The organism is Bradyrhizobium elkanii WSM2783 (genome assembly GCF_000472865.1).
In the GTDB taxonomy this organism is placed as follows: Bacteria; Pseudomonadota; Alphaproteobacteria; order Rhizobiales; family Xanthobacteraceae; genus Bradyrhizobium; species Bradyrhizobium elkanii_A.
Genome location: NZ_AXAP01000018.1, coordinates 62639 through 86592 on the forward strand (window position 1 = coordinate 62639; position 23954 = coordinate 86592).

The window sequence follows — 23954 nt, forward strand, 5'->3', positions numbered from 1 at the left end:
CGCGAAGCGGGCGGAATATAGCGGGCGGGGTGGTGGGGTCAACCCGCGCGGTTTTGATCCGGACGCGGCTCGACAGCGGTGGGCCTAGGGGATACCACGTTGGTATTGCAGGAGCTTTAGCCGTGACGCTCGCGACCGCCAATCCGCTGTCCACACATAGATCGGCCAATCCGGCGCTGACGGCGTCGGCGGCCGTGGCTGTTATCGCTGCGGCGACGCTGGCGGGGGCCTGGTTCTTCCAGCTCGTGCTGGAGATCCTGCCCTGTCCGCTCTGCCTCGAACAGCGCTATGCCTATTATCTCGCGGTCCCGCTCGGGGCGCTAGTGGCGTTCGTCGCCGCGAAGGGGGCGCCGCGGCCGTTGCTGCTTGCAGGGCTGGCGGTCCTCGCGCTCGCGGCGCTCGTCAATGCCGGGCTCGGCGCCTACCACGCCGGCGTCGAATGGGGCTTTTGGCAGGGGCCGACCGATTGCACCGGGCCGGTCGGCAATCTCGGCAGCGCCGGCACCCTGCTGCAGCGGCTGGATACGGTGAAGGTCATCCGCTGCGACGAGGTGCAGTGGCGCTTCCTCGGCCTCTCGCTCGCCGGCTACAACGTGCTGATCTCGCTGCTGATGGCTGCCATCGCCGCCTGGGGCTTTGCGCGGACGGCGAAGGCCTGAGAAATCGCCGGCCCTTCGGCGTGAGAAGGCGACCCTTATGACCTACCCACGTGGTCCCCATAGAATGACGGCTGCGCCGATCAGACATATGGAAGCGCCCGTAATATCCCAGCGATCGGGACGTGCGTTCTCGACTGCCCAGAGCCACACAAGCGAGGCGACAATATAGATGCCGCCATAGGTCGCGTAGGCGCGTCCCGCCGCCTCGCTCTCGACCAGCGTCAACAGGTACGCGAACATGGTCAGCGAGAGCAGCCCCGGAAGCAGCCACCAGATCGGCTTGCCAAGACGCAACCAGCCCCAGAACGCGAAGCAGCCGGCGATTTCAGCGATCGCGGCGCCAACATAGACGACGGCAGTTCTCATAAAGGATCATCTCTCACGGCTCCCGCTGCTGTTCAAGGCGGCGGGTCAAATCGTCGCCGTCAAACCCGCGGCGCTCGAATAAGGGGCTTCTCGTGCAGCGGCCATAATACGGCGATCGTCAATACCACCGTCGCCGTCACCACAGCGCCAGGGTGACCGCCAACCCCTCTTCGTCATTCCGGGATGCGCCGACGGCGCAGGCCCGGAATCCATTGGGCCGCTTGCGCGAGTGGAGAAATGGATTCCGGGCTCATCGCTGCACGATGTCCCGGAATGACAGAGGAGAAAAATTTCGCCAGTGTTTCCAAGGTGATTTGGGTCGTCCAGTCCTCGCGCAAAAAACATTCCGCTTTCGCCGTCGGGCAAATCAGTGATTTAACTCCGCGCGTCTCACCCAAGAGAGGGGCGGATCGCGATCGTCACGAACGTTGCGGTGAGATGCGGTGGACGCGGGTGCTGCGAACGACGAACGCGGCTATGCGCGGACGGCGAAGTCGTGTGGTTCTGGCGCCCCGACGCTGGCGCTAAGTTTCGCAGGATGATCTCTTGCGAAGTGACGGTGGCAAGAAAGCCCGGTCACCGGGAAGAGCACGAAGTAAGCCGTAAACCACTGCGCAGGGAAAGCCGGAATGCTTCGGTTGAACCTGTGGTCCTACCCCCGTGCTTTTTGTTGCACGGGACCCATGGGTGCAACCGGCACCCGGCTTTCCCTGCGCCCTCTGATATCGAGGAGGGCGGAAAGTAGATGCAAAGCTCGGGCGCGAAGCGCCGCGAGAACGCGAACTCACATCCCTCACCATACTCCACCGTCATGCCCGCGAAGGCGGGCATCCAGTAACCGGCGGCTTCTCGGCTCAAGCACTGCTGCCTCTGGAATACTGGATCGTCCGCCGGAGCCTGTCATCGGGCGGCCGTTCGGCCGACCCGGCGGCGGACGATGACAGGAGAAAGCTGTTTGATAGTTGAATCAGAACCCACTCCGCGTCGTCCTGGCGAAGGCCAGGACCCATAACCACAGGCGTTTGTGATCTGCTCCGCTATCACCACTTGTTTCGCGCCACAACGCCTCCCTGTGGTTATGGGTCCCCGCTTTCGCGGGGACGACACCGGGGGTAACGAGGTCACACGCGGAACGGCCTCACTAATCGTCCACATCCTCCTGCGGGCGGCCGAACAGGTGCACGATGCCGGGCGTCGCCAGCGTCACGAACACGAAGCGCGAGAGGTGGTGCGCGCCGACGAAGATCGGGTCGATGTGCAGCGTCAGCGCCAGCGCCAGCATGGCGTCCATCGCACCGGGGGCAAAGGCGACGACGACGTCGGAGAGATGGACCTGCGTGGTCAGCGTGATCGCGGCAACGAAGATCGCGGAGATCACGATCGCGACCGCGAACGAGCCCAGCCCGGCATTGATGTGGCTGCGCAGGGTCGAGAGCTTCATCCGTGCAAAACGCGAGCCGATCAGGGCGCCGATGCCGACCAGCGCGACGCCGCGCACCCACGGCGGCAAGCCGCCCTCGATCGCGCCGACGCCGTGCAACAGGCTGGACGCGAGCATCGCGCCGAACATCCAGCTTGCCGGAAATTTCGCCCAGCGCAGCACGAGCGCCGCGCCGATCGAGGCTGCGATCAGCGCCACGAGCTCGATCGGTGAGGCGCTGGCGGAGGCAATCGTCGGCGGCGCCGCCGGTGCTATGCCGAGCACCGCCAGCATCAGTGGTAAAGCGGCGGTCAGGATGATCACGCGCATGGTCTGCACCACGGCGATCGCGGCGACATCGGCGCCTTTCTCGATCGCGAGCATCGTGATTTGCGACAGCGCGCCGGGGCTGCCGGCGAGGAAAGCCGAGGTCTGGTCCCAGCCATGTACGCGCTGCAGATAGAAGCTGCTGCCGAAGATCGAGCAGACGGTGGCGAGCGAGAGCAGCGCGATGGTGAGCGGATAGGCGCTCACATGCTGGATCAGTTGCCGCGATACCAGGGAGCCCAGCGAGATGCCGAGCAGAATCAGCACGGTCTGGGTCACCACCGGCGGCACGGTGAGCGGCCGGCCGGCGAGTGCGGCGATGCCGACCGCGATCATCGCGCCGGAAATCAGCCCGCCCGGCAGGTTAGCCCACAAAAACAGCAGGCCGCCCGCGGCGCCGATGACGAGCGTCTCGGTCGTATTGAGGATGTTCGCGCGGCTGGGAATGGCAAGCGCCATCGATGCGGGAAGCTGGTTCACGCTGGCGTTATGCCAAATCCGCAGGCCCGCGACAAATGCATCTCGCGATTGCAGCAATGCGCCGGATTTTTAGAGCGTCGCTGCTCGCCATCCCCGTGTTCGGGAGGGCGGGGCGACACCCTTACTTCGTGCCCGCGCTTTTGTCGGCGGCTTCCTTCAGGCACTCCCGGCGGAATTTCTTGCGCTCCTTGCCGTGCAGACTTTTCGCATCGGCCTGCTTGGAGCATTCCAGCGAGGCGGCGCTGCGCGCCTTCCTCTCTTCCGGCGTCGGCGCCGCCTTGGTCTCGGTCTTGGCCGTGTCCTTCGGTGCGGGCGTGGTGGTTTGCGCAAAGGCGGTGCCCGTCAGCAGGAACGCGGCGAGGGCGGTTGTGGTGGCGAGGGAGGAAAACTTCGGCATGGGGCGCACCTCGAATGAGTGGACGCGAAACCGTCGTCGCCCGATGCTGAACCGCCGATGAATATCGCGCGTATCGGGCGCCACAATATTTTGAGCGGGCGGTTCGCCAATGCGTTGTCGCAAGTTCCGGTTGCGTTAGGATGCGGCCCTCGTCAACGCGCTGAGGTTTGACGGAAAGGGAGAACAACCATGACAATTCAAGCCAAACTGCTTTGTGCGATGGCCGCCTCGGGTCTGGCCGCATTCGTGATGTCGGCGCCGGCGCAGGCCCTCACCGCGCAGGAATGCAGCGCCAAGTACCAGGCAGCCAAGGCAGCCGGGACACTGGGCGGCCAGAAGTGGAACGACTTCCGCAAAACCGAGTGCGGCGCAAACGCAACGCCAGCCGCTGCCGCGCCCGCTGCACCGACAGCCGCCGCGCCCGCGCCGGCCCCGGCCGCCAAGGAGGCCAAGAAGGAAGCCGCTCCAGCCGCAGCGCCCACGTCGCCGGCAGGACCGGCGGTATTCCCGAACGCGGTCGATCCGAAATACGCCAAGGAGACCGAGGGCAAGGCCCGCATGCACACTTGCGTCGACCAGTACAATGCCAACAAGGCCAGCAATGCCAATGGCGGCCTGAAGTGGATCCAGAAGGGCGGCGGCTACTACAGCGAATGCACCAAGCGGTTGAAGGGCGCTGCCTGACCTCGAAGCGGTTGGCGCGGCCGGAGTACGACACTGGCCGCACCAGCCTTCATGGTGCCGTGTTTCGGCCGACATTGCGATGGGCTGTGCGGGCTCGGCAAAGCGGCGTGACATCTCGGCCCGCCGAGCGTAGACAGCGCAGGCAGCCGCGAGATTTGACATGAGCCCATCGACCGATCGTGCCGGGATCAATCCGGAACCCACGCGCCGCGCCGCGCTCGGCCTGATGGCTGTCGGCGTTACGCTGCTCAGCCGCGCTGCCGCCGCGCAGGACGAAGAGAAGGTGTTGACCGAAGCGGCCGTGCTGCGCGATCCGGAGATCCCTGTCGCCGGCAACGCCAAGGGCGACATCAGCATCGTCGAGTGGTTCGACTATCAATGTCCCTATTGCCGCAAGATCGCACCTGAACTGCAGCAAATTGCGCAGGACGATGGCAAGGTGCGCCTGGTGTGGAAGGACTGGCCGATCCTGGGCGATGTGTCGAAGGTTGCATCGCGCATGGCGTTGGCGGCGAAGTATCAGGACAAGTTTCAGGCCGCGCATGAGGCGATGATGGGCCTCACCACGAAGCTGACCGAGCCGCGGATACAGGAGGTGCTCGCAGGCGCGAGCATCGATATGGATCGCTTGAAGCGCGATCTTGCGGCCAATGCCACATCAATCGATACCATTCTTACGCGCAACAACGCGCAGGCCGAGGCGTTTGGTTTTCAGGGCACGCCGTCCTTCATCGTCGGTAAATTCCGCGTGCCCGGCATCCTAACCAAGGAGCAGTTCGTGCAGGCCATTGCCGATGCGCGCAAGGCGAACATGAGCCGCTAGTGGCTGTCGTGCTCGCTAGCGCGACGAAATCCTCTGCCAATCTTCATGGGCGCGAGCCTTCAGCGCCTTCAGGTCATCGGCGGCAACGTCCCAGTTGACGATGGTACGGCCGCTCTGCGCGAGTTGGCCGCCCGCCACGCTCGACGTTCGCATCGAATCATAGAGATAAACGCCCGCAATCAGCAGCAGCGCACCCAAGATCATTCCGAAAAACGTTCGCATGACGAAACCTCCGGTGACCGCAGATAACGGGGATGGCCGGCGGATGGTTCCGGGTCGGGCCGGAACCGCACTCACGCCCGCCCGAAGGCGTGCATCACGTAATCGATGAACACGCGCACGCGCGGCGAGAGCTGGCGATTGCGTGGGTAGAGCAGGGATACCGGGACCGAGGGCGGCGGACATTCCGTGAGCACCTCAACGAGGGCCCCGCGCCCGAGATCGGCTTCGGCGTGGAAGCGCGGCACCTGGACCAGGCCAAGGCCGAGCCGCGCGGTAGCGAGGTAGCTCTCCGGTCCCGTCACCGACATGATCGCCGGCAGCATCACTTCGCGAACTGCGCCGTCGACCACAAACTCCATCGGCCGCAGCCGTCCCGTTGTCAGCGAGCGTATCCCGATCATGCGGTGGCCTTCGAGCACATCGGGACCAGACGGCGTGCCGAAGCGCTCGAAATAAGGAGGCGCCGCGCAGGTGAGGCGCTCCAGCATCACCACCTGCCTTGCGATCATGTCGCTGTCGGGCAGATGGCCGAAGCGCAACACGCAATCGACGCCTTCCTCGATCAGGTCGATCCAGCGGTCGCTCTCACTCATATTGATCTCGATGTCGGGATATTCCGCGAAGAAGCCCGGCAGGTTCGGCAACAAGAAGTGACGCGCCAGCGTGCCCTGCACTTCCAGCCGCAACAGCCCCTTCGGCTTGCCGCCGCCGAATGCACCTTCGGCATCCTCGAGGTCGGCGATCAGCGACAGGCAGCGGCGATAATACGCTTCGCCATCGAGGGTCGGGCGGACATGCCGTGTCGTGCGTTCGATCAGCCGCACGCCGAGCCGCGCCTCCAGCGATTTGACGGCGTCCGTCACCGTCGAGCGCGGCAGCCCGAGATCCTCCGCCGCCAACGAGAAGCTGCGCCGCTCCGCCACGCGGGTGAACACCCGCATCGCATCGAACCGGTCCATGCGATTATCCGCAAATTCCGAACAGTGTTTCCAGATAATGCATGATTATTCGGACAAAGGAAGTGATTACGTTACTCCCATCAGCCAGCGGCCAAGCCGCCAACTTGCAGGAGACGAAAATGTCGAACGAAACCAACAAAGTAGCCTTGGTGACGGGCGCGTCGCGTGGGATTGGCGCCGCGGTGGCCGAACGCCTCGCCAGGGACGGCTTCACCGTCGTGATCAATTACGCCGGCAACGCCAAATCCGCCGAGGCGGTAGCGAGCCGGATCGAGGCGGCCGGCGGCCGGGCGCTCACGGCCAAGGCTGACGTCAGCGATCCCAACGCGGTGCGCGGCATGTTCGATGCGGCGGAGGCTGCCTTCGGCGGCGTCGACGTGCTCGTCAACAATGCCGGCATCATGAAGCTCGCCAGGATCGCCGAGAGCGATGACGCACTGTTCGACCAGCACATCGCGGTCAACCTAAAGGGCAGCTTCAATGCGATGCGTGAGGCCGCGCGCCGGCTGCGTGATGGCGGGCGCATCATCAATTTCTCGACCAGCGTCGTCGGCACCAAGCTCGAGACCTACGGGGTTTACACCGCGACCAAGGCGGCAATCGAGACCTTGACCGCGATCCTGTCCAAGGAATTGCGCGGACGCTCGATCACGGTGAACGCGGTCGCGCCCGGTCCGACAACGACCGATCTGTTCCTGCAAGGCAAGTCGCCCGAATTGATCGACCGCTTTGCCAAGATGGTTCCGCTGGAGCGGCTCGGCGCGCCCGGGGACATCGCCTCTGTCGTGTCCTTCCTCGCCGGCCCGGATGGCTCCTGGGTCAACGGCCAGACGCTGCGCGCCAATGGCGGTCTGGTCTGAGACTTCGACGTCGACGAGGGCTCTTGCGCCAGCGTAACTAGCATTCCCGGGTTACGCTGGCGCTCCACCCGGGCTACGGCACTTCATTCAGCCATTCCAGGATCGCCGCGTTCAACTCGCGCGGATAGGTGTGGCTGAGATCGTCGAGCTCGCGATAGGTGACGGCAGCGCCGGCTGCGCTCAGCGCTTGCTGTGTCTGGCGCGCGACCTGTACCGGGAACATCCAGTCGAGCTTTCCATGCACGATATGGATCGGCAGGCCACGCAACCGATCCGCATCCGCCATCTGCGCCATCAACGGATGGAAGGTCGCGGCGACAGGCGCAAGATGGGTGAAGGGCGAGGCGCCGTCCAAGCCTGAAACATAGCAGAACGTGCCGCCGTCGCTCATTCCCGTCATCAGTATTCGCTTCTCGTCGATAGTCCAGCGCGCCCGCACGAAATCGAGAATGCGGACCAAATTCGGCGTGTCGATATCGTCGCCCATCAAGGCCCAGGTGCTTCCGCGCGCGGTCGGCGAGACCAGGATGGCGCCGCGGCTGCGGGCATCGCGCAGCCAGCTCCACAAAAAGCCGCGGCCATTGCCGCTGCCGCCATGCAGCGCCATCACCAGCGGCCAGGTGCGCTCGGGTGTGTAATATTCCGGCACGTAGAGCGAAAAGCCGCCGCGGCTGCCCGGCTCGTTGCTGTCGTGCAGGATGCCGGTGGTTTCACCGGCAGGCTCGGCCAGCCGCGCCAGCAGTTCGGCATCCCCGCGCAAGGCGGGATCGGTGAAGAACTCGTTCACCGGCGGCAATCGCGCGGCGAGCGGATAGAGCGCCTCCAGCGCGCGCGGCGTGTAGCGCAGCGCGCGAAACACGCTCATCAGATCGCCATTGCCGTCCTGTACCGCGCGCAGGCCGTGCCAGGCGGCCAGCGCCGCATCGCTCGCGGTTTCGAGCTGCGCCCTGATCGCGGCAAATTGCTCCGGCCAGTCGGCGAGCCGCGGGCGGACCGCGCGCAGCGCTTCGTCCGGCTCGCCCGCGATCTGCATCACGTGGCCGAACTCCGGCGGGTGCAAATGGCGCGCGATGAAGCCGAGCGATTCGAGCGTCTGCAACAGCGGCGGCAGCACGGCCACGATGTCGTCCACCACGGCCTCGCTCATTGCGACGCTCCCGGTGCTCAATGCAGCCGCGGCCCCTTCAACAGTTTCGTGCGATCGATCGAGGCCAGCGTGACGTCGAAGGTGACGCCTTCGTGATAGACGGTGAGCGGCACGTCGACGCCGGCTGTGCCGAGCGACCAGAGCTTGCGATAGAAGCTCGCCTGGCTCATCACCTTTTCGCCGTCAACGGCGAGGATGACGTCGCCGGTCTTCAGCTCGGCGCGCGCCGCCGGCCCCTTGCCGGCGATGCCGACCACGACAATGCGGTTGTCGATCTCGGTCGTGTACATGCCGAGCCAGGGCCGCGATGGCCGGTTGACGCGGCCATATTTGCGCAGGTCGTCGAACACCGGCATCAAGAGGTCGATCGGCACCATCATGTTGACATGCTCGGCGCGGGCGTTGCGCTCGCGTTCGAGCTGCAGCGAGCCGATGCCGATCAATTCGCCTTTGCCGGAGATCAGCGCGGTGCCGCCCCAATTCGGATGCGCGGGATAGGTGAACATCGCTTCATCGAGCAGATATTCCCAATAACCTGCGAATTCCTGCTTCGCCACGATCTGGCTCGCCAGCGAGCGGGTGCGGCCGCCGGCGCCACCGACCACGACATTGTCGCCGACCTTCGTCGCGGCGGAGGAGCCGATCGGCATTGGCTCGATGCCCGGCCGTCCCAGCGCCTGCACCAGGCCGAAGCCGGATTCGAAATCGAAGCCGAGCGGATGGCCCTCGATCACACGACCGTCGCCGAGATGCAGCCACACGGTTTCCGCTTCAGTGATGAGATAGCCGATCGTCAGCACCAGCCCGTCGTCGATCAGGACACCGTTGCCGGCGCGCTCAGTGCCCAGCGTCTCCGCGCTGAACGCATCGGACGGGATGATGGAGTGCAGTCCCACCACGGCGGTAAGCGTGCGGTCGAGATCGAATTTGTAATTGCCGGAACTGGGCTGGTGCGCCGGTGGCACTTTCCATTCGGTCAAGGAAGACATGAAGGATCTCCGTAAGAATCGCGTTTCCTTCGACTAACGCCGCACCCAATATTCAATGTCCGGTGGATCGTCCCGGAGGCAATATAACAACGAAATGAGCCCAGCGCGAGCGGGCTTCATCGTTTGGAACGACTACAAATGCGTCAGCCCCGCCATTGCCGATAGTCGCGCCGAACCTTCCCGTTCGCGACGGTTGCCGCTGCTTGCAGCCAGCCGCGTGGGCGCTTTCGCAGGTCGGCTTCGATGGCCCGGCGTCCGGCCGGGCTGGCGGCGTGGATGGACGCAACATCGAATGCCATGGCGTGAAGCAGCTTCAGGTGCAGCTTTCTCCCGGCGCTCTTCCCGAGTTCGATTTTCTTGGAATCGGCGGAGATGCGGCGGAAGATGAACTTATTGTGTACGGTCAGAAAGGGATCCGGCGAACGGTACCTGCCGTTGGCCGATTTGAGGAAGTTCGATTTTCCGTGTCCTGTCGGGTTGTGAGCCCAGGTCCATGCCGAGGGCACCAGCGCCTTTGCCTCGCGAACGACCAGGCCTTCACGCCATTTCGCGATCACGGCGTAACGCGGCCGCCCCAGGCTGCCGCCGCCCTTCTTGAAAACCTGGCATAACCGGATGTGGCTAGCGTCCTTTGGCAGGCTTGCCTCCAGCACCTTCTCGACTTCCTTCTGTCGCGGGCGGGGCTTGCGATATTTTTCGATGTCCTCCCAGAATTCCTCCGTTTCTCGGTCGTCCGGCTCGGCGTAGGGCCTGAGCCAGGTTCGGTTCTCGAACAACAGCGCCGGTCGCGGGCGTTCCAGACCCTCGCGATATCCCTTCAACAGGGCGCTGGCGGCATCTTCATCGTCGACAGCCGAACGCGGCGCGAGCTGGATGCTGGTTGCCAGGCGGACGAGATCGAGCACATAGGGCATCTCGGCGGCTTCGTCGAAATCGTTGACGCCCCAGACCAGGCGGCCGTCGGCGTCGCGCCAGGTTCCGAAATTTTCCAGATGCAGATCGCCGACCGCGAGCACCTTGGGCGCGTCCATCAACTCCGGACACCAGTCGCTGATCTTCCTCGCCCAGCGGAAATAGGTCGCGCGCAGGAAGATGAAGGCGCTCTCCTTCATTCGCTCATGCTTGTAGTCGACGTCGCTCTTGACGATATTGCACCGCGTGGCCAGCCACTTTTCGTATTCCCTGTTATCATCGCGGAAAGACATGGGAGACCTCACAGGGTTGGATCGGTGGGATAGATTCTACCTTAAGGGTTCCGCTGCGAACCTCGCATGTAGCTTCTTGAGCCGACGCGAAACGTCGCATACATGCCGACCAATCCGGTCCTGGCCGACGGAGCCGAAAATGCATCGCGGGAGCAAAGATCGTTGAAGGCGGCACGTCGCGCGCCCGCAAGTGCGGGCATCCTGATGTATCGCCGTTCAGGGGCGCGGCTGGAAGTTCTGCTCGTGCATCCCGGCGGGCCTTACTGGCGCCGCAAGGACGAGGGCGCGTGGTCGATCCCGAAGGGCGAGATGGACGGGGAAGAGGATGCAATCGCCGTGGCGCGTCGTGAATTTGCCGAGGAGACCGGCGTCGTCCTTGATCAGCCGTTTGAGCCGCTGGGCGAGATCCGCCAGCGTGCCGGAAAGCGCGTGATCGCCTTCGCCGTCGAAGGCGATCTCGATGTGCATGCTATCAGGAGTAATATCTTCGAGATCGAGTGGCCACCGAGAAGCGGGAAGATGCAGGCATTCCCTGAGATCGACCGCGCCGAATGGTTCGATCTCGCGGCCGCGCATGCGAAGATCCTCGAAGGCCAGCGGCCGCTGCTCGATCGTCTCGCCGAGCTTGTCGGCCCATCAGGGAGGAGTTTATGAGCGACCGCTTTGATCTCGCGCGCTTTGTCGATGCACAGGCTCCGGTTTATCGGCAGGTTGTGGCGGAGCTCAGCCGCGGCCGCAAGCAAAGCCACTGGATGTGGTTCATCTTCCCACAGCTTGCCGGCCTCGGGTTCAGCGCGATGGCGCAGCGTTTTGCGATCGCTTCCCGCGACGAGGCGATCGCCTATCTCCAGCATGATATCCTGGGACCGCGGCTCCTGGAGTGCACGCGTCTGGTCAACGCGGTCGAAGGCAAGACCATCCGGGACATTCTCGGCAGCCCCGATGATCTGAAGTTCCGCTCCTCGATGACCTTGTTCGCCGCCGTGTCGGTCGCTCCGGAATTTCCCGCTGCGCTGAAGAAATATTATGGCGGCGAAGCCGACCCGAGAACGCTGGAGTTGCTCGGTTAGCCAGTCCATTCGCTGTCATTCCGGGGCGCGACGAAGTCGCGAGCCCGGAAATCCATCAGGCCGCATGCGCAGGTGGAGAAATGGATTCCGGGCTCGCGCTGACGCGCGCCCCGGAATGACGGCGCGTATTGTACGCGAGGCATGCAGAAATCGACTCGAAGTCACTCCGCCTTCGCGTGCACGCGCGATGGCATGATCCGGAATGGGCGATTCTCCTTCAGCCATGCGGCGCGCTCGTCGCGCAACAGCGTGCGGCGGACCTTGCCGGAATCGTCGCGCACCTGCGCGTCCACGATTTCAAAGCTCTCCGGATGCTTGTAGCGGCTCAGCCTGTCGGCGAGGAAATCGCCCATGCCATCGGCGATCGCGTGCGCGTTGACGGCCGGATCGCACTCGATGATCGCATGGATACGCTGGCCGAATTCGGGGTCGGGCAGGCCGACCACCACGCAGGAGCGCACGTCGGGATGCGCACACACCGCAGCCTCGACCTCCGCCGGATAGATGTTGGCGCCGCCGCGCAGGATCATGTCGGCGAGCCGGTCGCCGAGATAGAGATAGCCATCTTCATCCAGCCGGCCGATGTCGCCAAGCGACTCCCAGCCGTCGGCGCGGCGCTTCGGTTCGGCGCCGAGATAGTGATAGGTGGTGCCGGCGCCATCATTGGGCAGGAAATAGATCTCGCCGGTCTTGCCGGGAGCGACGTCATTGCCGTCCTCGCCAATGATGCGCAGGCGCGCCGTCTCGCCGATCTTGCCGACCGAGCCCTTGTGCGCGAGCCATTCGACGCCGGAGATGATGCAGGAGCCCTGCCGTTCGGTGCCGCCATAGAGCTCCCAGATCCGCTCCGGCCCGAGCCACTCGATCCACTTCTCCTTCAGCCATGGCGGCATCGGCGCCGCCATGTGGAACACGACCTGCAGGCTGGAGAGATCGTAGCGGTTGCGCACCTCGTCCGGCAGCGACCAGATCCGGTGCATCATGGTCGGCACGAAATTGACCCATTGCACGCGCTCGGCCTCGATCTGGCGCAGCGTCTCCTCGGCATCGAACTTGGTCAGGCCGGTGAGGCGTCCGCCGCCGAACAAGGCAAAATGCGAAACGATGAATGGCGCGTTGTGATAGAGCGGCCCCGGATTGAGCAGCGAGGCGCCGAGCGGGATGCTGAGCGGTGGCGCCATGGTGGTATCGACCACGGCGGGCAGATGATCGAGGATCACTTTCGGCCGGCCGGTCGAGCCGCCGCTCGTCATCGCCTTCCAATAGCGCGAGACGGGAGCCGCAAGCGGCTCGTCGGAAAATCCTTCGGGCACGAAGCCGATTGGCAGCGAGTTCGGCGCATTCCAATCGGGTTCGCCGCCCACCACCAGCGCGGGCTTGAGGATATCGAGCACCGCGGCCGCTTCGCCGCGCGGCAATCGCCAGGACAGCGAGGTCGGTGTCGCGCCACACTTCCATACCGCAAAGGTGGTCTCGAAGAATGCGTTGCTGTTGGGCAGCCCGATCGCGACGAAGTCGCCGGGCTTGACGCCCTTGGCCGCAAACGCCCGCGCGCGGGCATTGGCACCGCGCTCGAGTTGCTCCCACGTCAGAGTATCCTGTCCATGACGAATGGCGATCGTATCCGCCGGCTGGCGTTCAGCATACCAGCGCGGTACGTCGGCGATCGGGATCAGCATGAAGGCGTTTCCATTTTTAGTGGGCTGCTCGCAGCCGTGTCTGTGTCTTGATCGTGTGGCGTGGCGCACTTCATCAACAGGAGTCGAGGCGAGTCAAGCCGCGGGTGAGAGTCATTGCTTGACGATCGAATCGGAATCGTAGGGTGGGTAGAGCGAAGCGAAACCCACCATTCGTGCCGCTTGCTCCGAAGTTGATGGGTTTCGCTTCGCTCTACCCATCCTACGGGATATTGCGATCTGTGCCGCCGAACACAGCGCTCGTGTTACATGAGTGGTTTGGTGGGCTCGGGCCAGAAATCGCCGGTCGGACCAGCCGGCCGCAGCTTCTGCATCTGCTCCGCGGTACAGGTCTTCTTCTGGATGGCCTCGGTGGTTTTGTGGCCGTTCTTCAGCCGATCTCCCATATCAGTCGGAAACCGGCATTTCGCCGCACGCGACTCGACATAGTCGATCAACTTGCTTTCGGCCCGGTTGTAATTGTCGATCAGCTTGCAGGCTTCGCCCGACGACGCGCGCCGGGCGGCGGCAGCCCTGATCAACCGACCTCGCTCCTCGACTTCTGCCCGCAGCGAACTAAATTCTTGCTTGCATTGGTCGGGGATTGCCTCTTGCGGAGCTACGGCGACGAGTGGCGCGCCGCCGAATGGGAACGGGCTCACGAAATTTGCCGGGGGCGCGTTGCCATTCTCCACCGGCTGGCCCGGCGCGGCCTGGCCTGGCAGCGGTGCCGGAAACGTACCCTGCGCCCGCGCACCATCTCCAATGAACGCAACAATGGTGGCTGCCGTCAACGGCGCAATCAGGCGGCGGAAGGTCAAGGCTCGTTCTCCGGTAGGATTGTGAGGACGTCCCAACGTTCGAGCAAAGCGTAGTTTCTCTTACGGTCTCTTAGCTCAATTAACAATTGAATTCCGACGCCACGATGTCCTTCACGAGCGCGCGGACGCTGCAGGACGCGATCCACCCTGTGGCTTGCGCGTGTAGATTTGTTCGATCTCGGCCGCGAAGCGATGCTCGAGCGCCGGGCGCTTGTTCTTCAGCGTCGGCGTTAGCAGGCCGGCAGCAATGGTCCATGGCTCCAGCGTCCACCATACCGCGCGCGGTGTCGCATAGGCCGGGTAGGCTTTGACGGCCTCGGCGATCCGTTTGACGAGGAATGCGGTTTCTGCGTCCGCGCCGCTGCTCGCGAGCCTGGCCTTCTCCCGCTCCCAGGCCTTCGCATTCAGCACCACGAGCGCGGCGAGGAAAGGACGATTCTCGCCGATCACCATGGCCTGCTCGAACAAGGGATCGGCGAGGATCGCGGTTTCGAGATCGACGGGCGCGATCTTCTCGCCGGTCGAGGTCACCAGGATGTCCTTGATGCGGCCGGTGATGCTGATGCGGCCGCCTTCGATGCGGGCTTGATCGCCGGTGTGCAGCCATCCGTCGGCTTGCTTGATCCGGCGCGTCTCGTCCGGCTGGTGCCAATAGCCGAGCATCACGTTCGGCCCCCGCACCAATAGCTCCTGATCCTCACTGATGCTGACTTCGATACCGTCGAGCGGCCGGCCGACCGAGCGGGGATCGTTGTCATCAGCGGTGTTGACGGAGACAACGGGTGAGGTCTCGGTCATGCCATAGCCCTGCAGGATGTCCAGTCCGAGCGCCAGGAACAGCCGGATCACCCGCTCGCCGATCGCCGCGCCGCCGCTGACGGCCACCCGCAGCCGCCCGCCGAACTGAGCCAGCACCTTGTCGGCGACCAGGCGCCTGAGCAGCGGCCAGATCATCCGATCGAACAGCGACAGCTTGCCACCTTGCTGCCTCGCATCAAAGCGCCGTCCGCCGACGGCAATGGTAAGATCGAGCAGTTCGCGTTCGAAGCGGCCGGCCGCCTCGCTGTGCTGCATGATCAGGGCATAGATGCGCTCATAGATCCGCGGCACGGAGATCAGCACGGTAGGCTGCACCTGCTTCAAATCATCGGAGAGCTGCTGCACTGATCGCGCATAGGCGACGCAGGCGCCGGCGGCGATCGGATAGTAGTAGCCGCCGGTACGCTCGAACGTATGCGACAGCGGCAGGAAGGACAGGAAGACATCATTTGGGCTGGCGACGATGCGCGCGTGGACCGCCTTGACGTTTGCCACGATGTTGCCGTGCGAGAGCATGACGCCCTTGGGGCGGCCGGTCGTGCCGGAGGTGTAGACGATCGCGGCAAGATCATCCGGCTGCAACGCCGCGTCGTTCATGGCGGCCTCGGCCGTCCGTCCGGGCCCAAGCCACGATTTCAGCGCCTCCACGCGACGATCGGTTGCTGCCGGGTCTTCCGTATCTTGCAGATCGGCGCAGACGACACGTTTGAGCGTGTCCGTCGGCGCGCCGGCGCTCGCAAGAATCCGCCAGCGGTCGATGGTGTCGACCAAGAGCAGCGACGCCGCGGAATCCTTCAGGATGTAGACGATGCTTTCGGGATTATCGATCGCGTGCATCGGCACCGGCACCATGCCGCGCGACAATGCGGCCTGGTCCATCGCGATATGCTCGATGCCATTGGGCATCAGGATGGCGACGCGCTCGCCGGCTGCGAACCCCTCGGCGGCGAGTGCGCGCCGCCAGCGGTCGAACTCCAGGTCGATCTGGTGCCAGGAATGGCTGACCCAGCGCCCGGCCGCTGCATCGAAATGCCGGTAGGCTTCCGTATCAGGCGTTGCCCGGACGCGCCAACGCAGCAGCTCGGGCAGCGTGCGGACCTGCGCAAGCGTATCCGGCGCGCCGGTTTGCGGGATCAAAGGGGCGCCGGACCGTTCTTCCATCTGCACTTAGCCTCCCGACGACGTTGAGCGTCAAACGAAAACATGAATCTGTCGCACGGGGGCTACCTCACATCTTTGACTTGGCGCAAGAATGATTATGTGGCGCGCCGGATGTTCGGACTCACTCCTCCAGTGTGAATCCAACTCGCAGCGTGACCTGGTAGTGGCGGACGGCGCCATTCTCGATATGGCCTCGCGTCTGCACGACTTCGAACCACTTCATCTCGCGAATGGTCTTGGCAGCGCGGGCAATGGCATTCTGGATCGCATCCTCGATGCTCTTCTCGGACGATCCGACGAGGTCCAGGATCTTGTAGACGTGGTCTTTCTCGGCTGTCGTCGGCATGGCAAACCTCCTTTGCAAGTGGTTTCAGGTCATTCGCGGCGTATCCGGATTGTTGCTCCGTCCACCCAGGATCAGTCGGCAGCGGCGCGGCGTCCAGTCTGAACGAGTTCACTGCACCTGGAGTTCCGCTCGCCTCGCTGCTCGCCCAACGACATGCGCCGGTGGTCATGGCCCCAGCGCCGGTTCTGACTGGTCGAGATGTCCCGATCACGCTATCATCCCCAGGTTGCAGATCTTTCCGAGACGGTAAGTTCAGATCGTCGCGCCCAGGGGGGAGCCTCATGAGATCGAGCGCTGCGGCCGTTGGCCTCTTGATCTGGTCTTGTCTTCCCGCCACCGCCGCGCAGAGTGGCGCCGAGCTTTACGCGCAGCACTGCGCCCAATGCCACGATGCCGGCGACCCGCAGAGCCGCATTCCCAACCGCGCCGCATTGCAGTCGATGGCGTTCGAGCATGTGCTCAGAGCCATCACGTCGGGGAGCATGGCTCCCATGGTCAAGGACCGCACCGATGATGAGCGCAAAGCGATCGCCTCCTTCGTCACGGGGAGACAGGTTGGCGACAGCGCTCCTGCCGCCAAGGCCGACGCAGCGGGGCACTGCGTTGAAGCCGCCCACGGCTTCGACGGGGCGTTCGACCGGCCGCGATGGACCGGTTGGGGCGCTGATATCAACAACAGCCGGTTTCAGGCCGCCGAGATGGCGGGCCTGACGGCGGACGAGGTGCCTCGGTTGCGCCTGAAATGGGCGTTCGGCTTTCCGGGCGTCTCCACTGCCAATGCCCAGCCCGCCGTGATCGGCGGCGTGCTGTTTGTCGGCGGCGCCGATAGCAAGGTGCACGCGCTCGACGCCAGGAGCGGCTGCACGTTCTGGACGTTTGCGACGGACGCGCCAGTACGCACCGCGATCAGCTTCGGTCCGCTGCCGGGGAAGAATGAGTTCGCGATTTTCTTCGGCGATATCCGTGCCAATGCCTACGCCGTCAACGCAACAACGGGCGCACTGATCTGGAAGCAGAAGGTGGAAGACCATCCCGCCGCCCGGATTACCGGAACGCCGGCTCTGTTTTCCGGCGTCCTCTATGTTCCGGTCTCCTCCATCGAGGAAGCGACGGGATCGCGGCCCGCTTACGAATGCTGCACGTTTCGCGGCAGCGTGGTGGCCCTGGACGCGGCGACCGGCGCGCCGATCTGGAAGTCGTACACGATTCCGGATGCGCCACGTCCGACGACCAGGAATGCCACGGGGGTGCAGCTTTACGGTCCGTCCGGCGCCTCGGTGTGGTCCGCGCCGACGATCGATGTGAAGCGCGAGGCGCTGTACGTCGCGACAAGCAACTCCTATTCGAACCCGCCGGCGGATACGAGCGACGCTATCGTCGCATTCGACCTGAAGTCCGGCCGGATGTTGTGGCATCGGCAGGCAACCCCCAAGGACAGCTATGTCGTCGCCTGCTACGGGTACGACAAGACCAACTGTCCGGAGGATCCCGGTCCGGACCACGATTTCGGCCAATCGCCAATCCTGGTGAGCTTGCCGGACGGGCGCCGCATGCTGGTGATCGGGCAGAAGTCAGGAATAGTCCACGCTTTCGATCCCGATGACGAGGGCAAGATCATCTGGCAAACGCGGGTCGGTAAGGGAGGGCCGTTGGGCGGCAGCGAGTGGGGCTCCGCCGCTGATCAGCAGCGGATCTATGTCGCGAACTCCGACGTGCGGTTTCTTCGCGATGGCACAAGGCGTCTCGATCCGAACGCCGGCGGCGGTCTGTTTGGGCTGAATCTGGCTGATGGCAAGGTCACCATGCAGGTGGCGCCGGTCTCCTGTGGTGAGCGCGAGCGATGCAGTCCAGCCCTCTCCGCGGCCGTTAGCGCCCTTCCTGGTGTTGTCTTCTCCGGCGGCGTGAGCGGCTATCTGCGCGCCTACGCGACCGACGATGCGCGTCTGCTCTGGGAATTCGACACCGCGCGCGACTATGAGACGGTGAACGGCGTCCCGGCACACGGCGGCGCCATTGACGGGCCCGGTCCGGTGATTGTGGACGGCATGCTCTATGTCAATTCAGGCTACGCGCAATGGAGCGGCGTGCCCGGCAACGTGCTGCTCGCGTTCGAGGTGAGCCCTCCGTGAAATGGGACGCGGCGACCGATCGGGCGCGTTACGAGCGTAACAGACTAATGATCCTGCGAAATCGAGCTGAAACTCCGCGCGACCAACATACCCCTTTCGTAGACCGGGGCATGTTGGAAAGGCGGAGACTGTACGATGAGGGCAGAGACCAGCGCCAAGAATTTTTCCATTGAACCTGCTAGCGGCGAAATCCCGACACTTACCGTGGAGGAGCTTGAAGCGGATACTCACGGTGTGTTCCGCACCCACCGCAAGGAATATCCAGTGGTGCTGCACGAGACCGGCGGATATTTCGTGCTGCGCTTCTCCGATGTTGACCGTCTGAGCAAGGATCCGCGCTTTCTTCCCAGCGGAACGAGCTTTCCCGAGATGCAGGGCTTCAGCAATGGAACGATATTCGATGCATTCGACTATGGCATGCTGACGGCCGACGGCGATGTCCATCGGCGCCGCCGTGCGCCGTTCTCACGATTATTCGCTGCCCGCGCGATCAATGAGATGCGTCCAAGCATTCGCCGTGCGGCCTCGGACCTCATCGAGGAGTGGTACGGGGATGGCGAGGTCAATTTCTTCGATGAGTTCGCAGCCAAACTGCCCGCCCGCATCATTGCCGATCTTTTGGGACTCCCGCGCGAGGACATCCCGGAGTTTATGCTGCTGGTCTATGTGGTGTCCAAGGTCTTCTTTCTCGGGCTGAGCCCGGACGAAATCGTCGAGGTGGAAAAGGCAGGGCAGCGGCTACGCGAGTATGTCGACAAAGTCCTCGATGAACGTCGCCGCAGCCCGCGAGGGGATTTTCTGTCCGCGTTCCTGGCTGCCGCGACCGAAGGGGGTGAAATGTCCCCCGAGGAGATGCTTTACCAGATTTTCCAACTGATCGTCGGTGGCACCGATACCACCAGGGTCGCGATCGCAGTACAGGTCGCTCTTCTGCTTCAGCATCGCGAGCAATGGGAGCAGGTGTGTCGCGATCCGGATCTGGTTTCAGGCGCGGTCGCCGAGGCGATGCGCTTCGAGCCGAGCGTCGGGGGGACCGCGAGGGTCACAAGCGAGGATGTCGATGTTGGCGGGACTGTCATCCCGGCCGGCCGGCTTGTTACGTTATCGACCATGTCGGCCATGCGTGACGAGATGACCTACGATCGCCCTGATATCTTCGATATTCATCGCACCAACCAGCCACGGCTGCATCCGATCTTTGGCTATGGCGCGCATCGGTGCATCGGCGAGGCGATTGCCCGCGCCGAATTGGAGGAAAGCCTCAGCGCAATCGCTGGCCGCATACCGCAGCTCAGCCTGGACGTGCCGCCGAAAATCAGCGGCCATTTCGGAATCCGCCGCGCCGACACCATGCGGCTCTCCTGGAAGCCGTAAGACGGTCCGGCAAATTCCTGCGCTACAGACGCCGGCGCGAGCGCAATTGGCTGGAGATCCGGCGGCTGCGGTCGGCCAATTCGTCCGCCTCCAGGTCGACAGCGGCGGAGGCCAGGCGATAGCTGCCGATCCGGCCGATGACATCGGCGGGCGAGACCTGTGGCCGGGCGCCGCTGGAGTCACGCTGAACAGATGGACTGCCGATGGTCCGCCTGGTCGCTGCGTCGACGCAGACTGCTTGATAAGCCTCCCTCTGGGGCTTGATGACGATCACGCAGTCCCGGTTGGCCGAGTAGGGCACGCGGAAGCTCAAGTAAGAGACGGTCATCGTCGGTCCTGTTCACGGGCAAAGTTCCGCCGTTCGCAGACGAGGACGCCTGCGGCCATTGCTTCGCGGGATTGGGAAGGGAGTTACGTGTTGGTTCAGTCAGCCCGCAGCGTCAGCGCTCGCGAGCAGAGTGTGTAGGTCGGGGTGCTCATGACCCGATACCTAACGCAAATCCTTGAAAAGTCGCTTCGATCTATCTCTAAAATTTGATGCAATCGCGAGATTGCTGTCGGCCGCGCGCGCTTTGCTCGATCTCCTCGAAGAGGCGGTCGCTGGGAAAATGAAGTCGGTCCGTTGATCTGTATCAAAGAAACTGGCGTGGGGGCCGCCGGAATGCAGATTTGTCGATCGGCGGTTTCAACACAGGGGCAATGAGATGAGCATCCTTTGGACGATCATCATTGGCTTTATCGTTGGAGTGATTGCCAAATTCATCATGCCTGGCGACAAGACGGAGCCGAAGGGCTTTATTCTGACGACCATCTTGGGGATCGTCGGCGCATTCGTCGCGACTTACCTGGGCCAGTCCGTTGGATGGTATCAGCCCGGTGAATCTGCAGGTTTCCTTGGTGGCGTGGTGGGCGCAGTCGTCGTACTCTTTGTCTACGGCCTGTTCGCAGGCCGCCAAGGCCGCGCGACCTGATGTCGAGGAGTGACAGCGCCTCTGACCTATCGGTGCGGGCAGCGCTGCAAGACGACCATCGGCCGAGAATGCCGCGCTACGTGACCATATCCACGTCCTGCCTGATCCGGTTGCCATCCGGATCCATCGCAAGCACGTAAGCGGTCGGCCAAACGTGCAAGTTTAAGAAATCGCCAACGGACCGTGTTCAACACATGACCGGCGAATTGTCGAAACGACCAATCGCAATGGGCTCGATCGGCGTCCGCCGCACCCGGCCCCTCGTGTTTTGGATTGCGACTTTCGCGGCAATCACCGCGGTCGTGATCTTGTTGCGCGAAGTTCTGCTGCCATTCGTCGCCGGCATGGCGCTTGCGTATCTGTTCAATCCCCTGGCTTCTCGTATCGAGCGCCTGGGGGTGAACCGGCTGGTGGCCACGCTTGCCATTATCGCGTTCGTCGTTACGCTGATCAGCATCGCGATGGTTCTGACAGTGCCCGTCATCGTCCGTGAGCTCTGGTATTTCGCAGAACACCTGCCGCTCTATGTCCGACGGGTGCATACGTTGGCAACCGATCCAGACCGACCGTGGGTAAGCAGGATCGTCGGAGAGGGACTGAACCACACCGAACGCTCGATCGGCGAGCTGACGAGAATGGCTACCAGTTGGTTCGATACCATCCTCAGGTCGCTGTGGTCCGGGGGACGGGCTCTGATCTCGATAGTCTCGCTTGGCATCGTCACGCCGATCGTTGCCTGCTACCTGCTCTACGATTGGGACAAAATGATTGCGACGGTCGACAATTGGGTTCCGCCGGCACATCGTGAAACGGTTCGGATGCTTGCACGCGAGGTCGATAAGACGATCAGCGGATTTGTCCGCGGGCAGAGCTTCCTCTGCCTCGTGCTCGCGGTGTACTACGCAGCGGCATTGAAACTGATCGGTCTCGAGCACGGGATCCTGGTAGGCGTCGTGGCCGGCTTGATCAGCTTCATCCCGTATCTCGGTGCGCTTTCGGGCCTGGTGGTATCTGTGTGCATCGCGATTGCTCAATTCTCTCCGGACTGGAAGCCGATTTGGCTCGTGTTGGCCATTTTCATTGTCGGACAAGCGCTGGCCGACTACGTCCTGGCGCCAAATCTGGTGGGCCGTCGTGTGCATCTGAATCCGGTTTGGGTGATGTTCGCGCTGTTCGCCTTCGGCTATTTGTTCGGGTTCGTGGGCCTGTTGGTCGCGGTACCGCTCGCTTCCGCCATTGGCGTGCTGACCCGGTTTTCATTCCGCACTTACTATGCGAGCTCGTTGTATGCCTCGAGCGCCACCACAGCGACGGAGACTGAGCCCTAGGCGCGCGACCAGCCGCCGGAGGCCATCGCTCGGGTTTAGCCGCGACCGACGAGATGGGCTGCGGAGCGCCAGGCGTGACGCGACAGCGCTTCGAGGCTTCGAACCGTTTCGACGCGAACGAGCGCCGCGTCGGCGGTCAGCGTTCCATTGGCGACCGCGCCCAGCGTCGCGCTGCGGTGGGTGCGCAGCATTTCGCCAAGTTGCGTCGCGCAACGCTCGAGCTCGGGCATGGCCTCGTCAGTGGAGACCGCGCGCGGACCGGCCATGACGTCGCCATGCGAGGCTGTGACCTGCGGCGATCCGTCGGCGCGGGCTGGCGCCGCCACCCCGCGCGCAATCGCGGCCGCGCTTCGCATCGCTTCTGCGCATAGCTCTCCGGCGCGGATGTCCTCCGGTCCGCCACTCACCGAACCGAAATTGATTTCGCTATTCGCCATCTCCGTCAGCCGAGACGCATGGTCGAGTGCGTGCAGTGTGCTCGTGAGACGCTGTTGCTCGTCGTCGCTCTCAGGCGGTCCGGTCACATCAGACAGGAATATCTGTGCCTGACGCAAGGCGTCTGCAGCATCCTGCACCGATGCGGTGTCCTTCCCCAGTCGGATTGGTTCAGCACGGCCGGCCAGTGCCGCCTCGATCGAACTGCATACCGTTACGAGCGCGCGTGCAATCGTTCGCCGCACCGCTTCCACCGCCACGATCGGGGTCTCAAGTGCGGAAGGGTCGAGGCACCGCGTGAGCGGCGAGCCACGCTCGGGCAGAATACGCTCGACCAGTCGCGTGAACCAGTTGATCAGCGGCAGCAGGACCACCACGCCGACAACATTGTATGCCGTGTGATACAAGGCCAGCAGCGTGACGCCATCGACGGTGCTCGAGGCGCGCACGAGCAGAGGGATGACGACGGGGAAAAGCGCCAGCGCGATAACGGCGGCGATAAGCTTGAAAAGGACATAAGCGATGGCCAGCCGCTTGGCGGTGGTGCTGGCGCCAATCGCGGCCAGGGCGGAACTCGTCGCTGTTCCGATGTTCTGGCCGATGATCAGCGCACAGGCCTGGTCCAGCCCGACCGCGCCGGCGAAGTAGGCGGACAGTGTGACCGCGACGGCGGCCGTTGACGACTGCATCAGCGCAGTCATCACCAGCCCGACCACGACCAGCACCAGCACGCCGAACAGGCCCGACCACCACCCGGCCTCGGGATTGCCGAGAACGGCAGGCAGGTCCGCCGGGTGCAATCGTTCGGCGAGCCCGCCCATGCCCTGCTGCAGGGTCGTCAACCCAAAAAGCACAAGCCCGAACCCGGCGAGGGCGGCGCCCATCCCGGATATTCGCCCGCGGGCCAGAAGCTTGGTCAACGCGCCAACAAAGATCATCGGCAGTGCCGCAGCCGTGAGCGAGACGCGGACGCCGATGAGCGCGACCAGCCAGCCGGTCCCTGTGGTGCCGACATTCGCCCCGAAGACGAGGCCCAGCCCCTGCTGGAACGTGAGCAGACCTGCGCTGACGAGACCGATCGTCGTCATGGTCGTTGCGCTGGAGGACTGCACCAGAAGCGTGACGATAGCGCCCCAGAACGAGCCGTGCAGCGGCGTCGCCGCCGCCCTGGCTAGCACCGTGCGCAGGGCGGACCCGGCCAGCGCCTTCAGGCCGTCCGTCATCACGGTCATGCCAAGCAGGAAGAGGCCGACGCCGCCGAGTGTTGAGATCACCATCGACATGCG

General features: G+C 63.8%; 25 protein-coding genes. 10 read left to right on the forward strand and 15 right to left on the reverse strand.

The window, feature by feature from the left end; genetic code table 11:
- The first annotated feature begins 122 nt into the window (after positions 1 to 122).
- A complete protein-coding gene (locus YY7_RS0117890; protein ID WP_051396773.1) occupies positions 123 to 659 on the forward strand; it encodes a disulfide bond formation protein B in 537 nt (178 codons plus the stop codon).
- Between the two features lie 42 nt (positions 660 to 701).
- Here YY7_RS0117890 and YY7_RS0117895 read toward each other — a convergent pair whose 3' ends face one another.
- From YY7_RS0117895 to YY7_RS0117905, 4 genes are all read right to left on the reverse strand, one after another.
- On the reverse strand, positions 702 to 1025 hold the full coding sequence (locus tag YY7_RS0117895) for a YnfA family protein (protein ID WP_028164443.1): 324 nt from the start codon (positions 1023 to 1025) through the stop codon (positions 702 to 704).
- A gap of 173 nt (positions 1026 to 1198) precedes the next feature.
- Positions 1199 to 1423, reverse strand: coding sequence for a hypothetical protein (locus YY7_RS60425; RefSeq protein ID WP_155255223.1), 225 nt, complete (start codon positions 1421 to 1423; stop codon positions 1199 to 1201).
- 743 nt (positions 1424 to 2166) lie between these two features.
- The gene (locus tag YY7_RS0117900) at positions 2167 to 3231 is read right to left on the reverse strand and encodes an AbrB family transcriptional regulator (protein ID WP_433994508.1); all 1065 of its coding nucleotides are present in this window, start codon (positions 3229 to 3231) and stop codon (positions 2167 to 2169) included.
- A 142-nt stretch (positions 3232 to 3373) separates the two neighbouring features.
- The gene (locus tag YY7_RS0117905) at positions 3374 to 3649 is read right to left on the reverse strand and encodes a PsiF family protein (protein ID WP_028164445.1); all 276 of its coding nucleotides are present in this window, start codon (positions 3647 to 3649) and stop codon (positions 3374 to 3376) included.
- 189 nt (positions 3650 to 3838) lie between these two features.
- Here YY7_RS0117905 and YY7_RS0117910 point away from each other — a divergent pair, with 189 nt between their 5' ends.
- Together YY7_RS0117910 and YY7_RS0117915 are read left to right on the forward strand one after the other, a co-directional pair.
- Positions 3839 to 4333, forward strand: coding sequence for a hypothetical protein (locus tag YY7_RS0117910; protein ID WP_028164446.1), 495 nt, complete (start codon positions 3839 to 3841; stop codon positions 4331 to 4333).
- Positions 4334 to 4493: 160 nt separating this feature from the next.
- Entirely contained in the window at positions 4494 to 5156 is a 663-nt protein-coding gene (locus YY7_RS0117915; RefSeq protein WP_028164447.1) for a DsbA family protein, read from the forward strand.
- Positions 5157 to 5171: 15 nt separating this feature from the next.
- On the opposite strand, the gene YY7_RS0117920 is transcribed toward YY7_RS0117915, so the two are convergent.
- Together YY7_RS0117920 and YY7_RS0117925 are read right to left on the reverse strand one after the other, a co-directional pair.
- Positions 5172 to 5378, reverse strand: coding sequence for a hypothetical protein (locus tag YY7_RS0117920; RefSeq protein ID WP_028164448.1), 207 nt, complete (start codon positions 5376 to 5378; stop codon positions 5172 to 5174).
- Between the two features lie 71 nt (positions 5379 to 5449).
- Positions 5450 to 6337: a LysR family transcriptional regulator gene (locus tag YY7_RS0117925; RefSeq protein WP_028164449.1), complete on the reverse strand. Its 888-nt coding sequence runs from the start codon at positions 6335 to 6337 to the stop codon at positions 5450 to 5452.
- 119 nt (positions 6338 to 6456) lie between these two features.
- On the opposite strand from YY7_RS0117925, the gene YY7_RS0117930 reads away from it, so the two are divergent.
- Positions 6457 to 7197: an SDR family oxidoreductase gene (locus YY7_RS0117930; protein ID WP_028164450.1), complete on the forward strand. Its 741-nt coding sequence runs from the start codon at positions 6457 to 6459 to the stop codon at positions 7195 to 7197.
- A 73-nt stretch (positions 7198 to 7270) separates the two neighbouring features.
- Here the strand turns inward: YY7_RS0117930 and YY7_RS0117935 are convergent, their stop codons facing one another.
- The 3 genes from YY7_RS0117935 to YY7_RS0117945 form a co-directional block, all read right to left on the reverse strand.
- Positions 7271 to 8344, reverse strand: a complete 1074-nt coding sequence (locus YY7_RS0117935) for a dienelactone hydrolase family protein (RefSeq protein ID WP_028164451.1) — start codon at positions 8342 to 8344, stop codon at positions 7271 to 7273.
- Between the two features lie 17 nt (positions 8345 to 8361).
- Entirely contained in the window at positions 8362 to 9333 is a 972-nt protein-coding gene (locus YY7_RS0117940; RefSeq protein WP_028164452.1) for a S1C family serine protease, read from the reverse strand.
- Between the two features lie 143 nt (positions 9334 to 9476).
- Positions 9477 to 10538 carry a DUF2252 family protein gene (locus YY7_RS0117945; RefSeq protein ID WP_028164453.1) on the reverse strand — a complete coding sequence of 354 codons (1062 nt, stop codon included), beginning with the start codon at positions 10536 to 10538 and terminating at the stop codon, positions 9477 to 9479.
- Between the two features lie 162 nt (positions 10539 to 10700).
- Here YY7_RS0117945 and YY7_RS0117950 point away from each other — a divergent pair, with 162 nt between their 5' ends.
- Entirely contained in the window at positions 10701 to 11192 is a 492-nt protein-coding gene (locus YY7_RS0117950) for an NUDIX domain-containing protein (protein ID WP_028164454.1), read from the forward strand.
- A complete protein-coding gene (locus YY7_RS0117955; RefSeq protein ID WP_028164455.1) occupies positions 11189 to 11608 on the forward strand; it encodes a DUF1810 domain-containing protein in 420 nt (139 codons plus the stop codon). The genes YY7_RS0117950 and YY7_RS0117955 overlap by 4 nt, the downstream gene beginning before the upstream one ends.
- 161 nt (positions 11609 to 11769) lie before the next feature.
- Here YY7_RS0117955 and YY7_RS0117960 read toward each other — a convergent pair whose 3' ends face one another.
- The 4 genes from YY7_RS0117960 to YY7_RS0117975 all read right to left on the reverse strand — a co-directional run bounded on the left by YY7_RS0117960 (position 11770) and on the right by YY7_RS0117975 (position 16431).
- Entirely contained in the window at positions 11770 to 13287 is a 1518-nt protein-coding gene (locus tag YY7_RS0117960; RefSeq protein ID WP_028164456.1) for an AMP-binding protein, read from the reverse strand.
- A 263-nt stretch (positions 13288 to 13550) separates the two neighbouring features.
- Positions 13551 to 14105 carry a hypothetical protein gene (locus YY7_RS51980; protein WP_051396774.1) on the reverse strand — a complete coding sequence of 185 codons (555 nt, stop codon included), beginning with the start codon at positions 14103 to 14105 and terminating at the stop codon, positions 13551 to 13553.
- A gap of 111 nt (positions 14106 to 14216) precedes the next feature.
- Entirely contained in the window at positions 14217 to 16085 is a 1869-nt protein-coding gene (locus tag YY7_RS0117970) for an AMP-dependent synthetase/ligase (protein ID WP_080663744.1), read from the reverse strand.
- Between the two features lie 121 nt (positions 16086 to 16206).
- Complete coding sequence (locus YY7_RS0117975) at positions 16207 to 16431, reverse strand: dodecin (RefSeq protein WP_028164458.1); 225 nt, start codon at positions 16429 to 16431, stop codon at positions 16207 to 16209.
- Between the two features lie 281 nt (positions 16432 to 16712).
- On the opposite strand from YY7_RS0117975, the gene YY7_RS0117980 reads away from it, so the two are divergent.
- Together YY7_RS0117980 and YY7_RS0117985 are read left to right on the forward strand one after the other, a co-directional pair.
- Entirely contained in the window at positions 16713 to 18560 is a 1848-nt protein-coding gene (locus YY7_RS0117980; protein ID WP_028164459.1) for a PQQ-binding-like beta-propeller repeat protein, read from the forward strand.
- Between the two features lie 294 nt (positions 18561 to 18854).
- Entirely contained in the window at positions 18855 to 19934 is a 1080-nt protein-coding gene (locus YY7_RS0117985; protein ID WP_245287307.1) for a cytochrome P450, read from the forward strand.
- 22 nt (positions 19935 to 19956) lie between these two features.
- On the opposite strand, the gene YY7_RS0117990 is transcribed toward YY7_RS0117985, so the two are convergent.
- Positions 19957 to 20262, reverse strand: coding sequence for a hypothetical protein (locus tag YY7_RS0117990; RefSeq protein WP_028164461.1), 306 nt, complete (start codon positions 20260 to 20262; stop codon positions 19957 to 19959).
- Positions 20263 to 20638: 376 nt separating this feature from the next.
- On the opposite strand from YY7_RS0117990, the gene YY7_RS0117995 reads away from it, so the two are divergent.
- Positions 20639 to 20905, forward strand: coding sequence for a GlsB/YeaQ/YmgE family stress response membrane protein (locus YY7_RS0117995; protein WP_028164462.1), 267 nt, complete (start codon positions 20639 to 20641; stop codon positions 20903 to 20905).
- A gap of 194 nt (positions 20906 to 21099) precedes the next feature.
- Entirely contained in the window at positions 21100 to 22233 is a 1134-nt protein-coding gene (locus YY7_RS51985) for an AI-2E family transporter (RefSeq protein ID WP_245287308.1), read from the forward strand.
- A gap of 35 nt (positions 22234 to 22268) precedes the next feature.
- On the opposite strand, the gene YY7_RS0118005 is transcribed toward YY7_RS51985, so the two are convergent.
- Positions 22269 to 23951, reverse strand: coding sequence for a Na/Pi cotransporter family protein (locus tag YY7_RS0118005; RefSeq protein WP_028164463.1), 1683 nt, complete (start codon positions 23949 to 23951; stop codon positions 22269 to 22271).
- Positions 23952 to 23954: the final 3 nt, after the last annotated feature.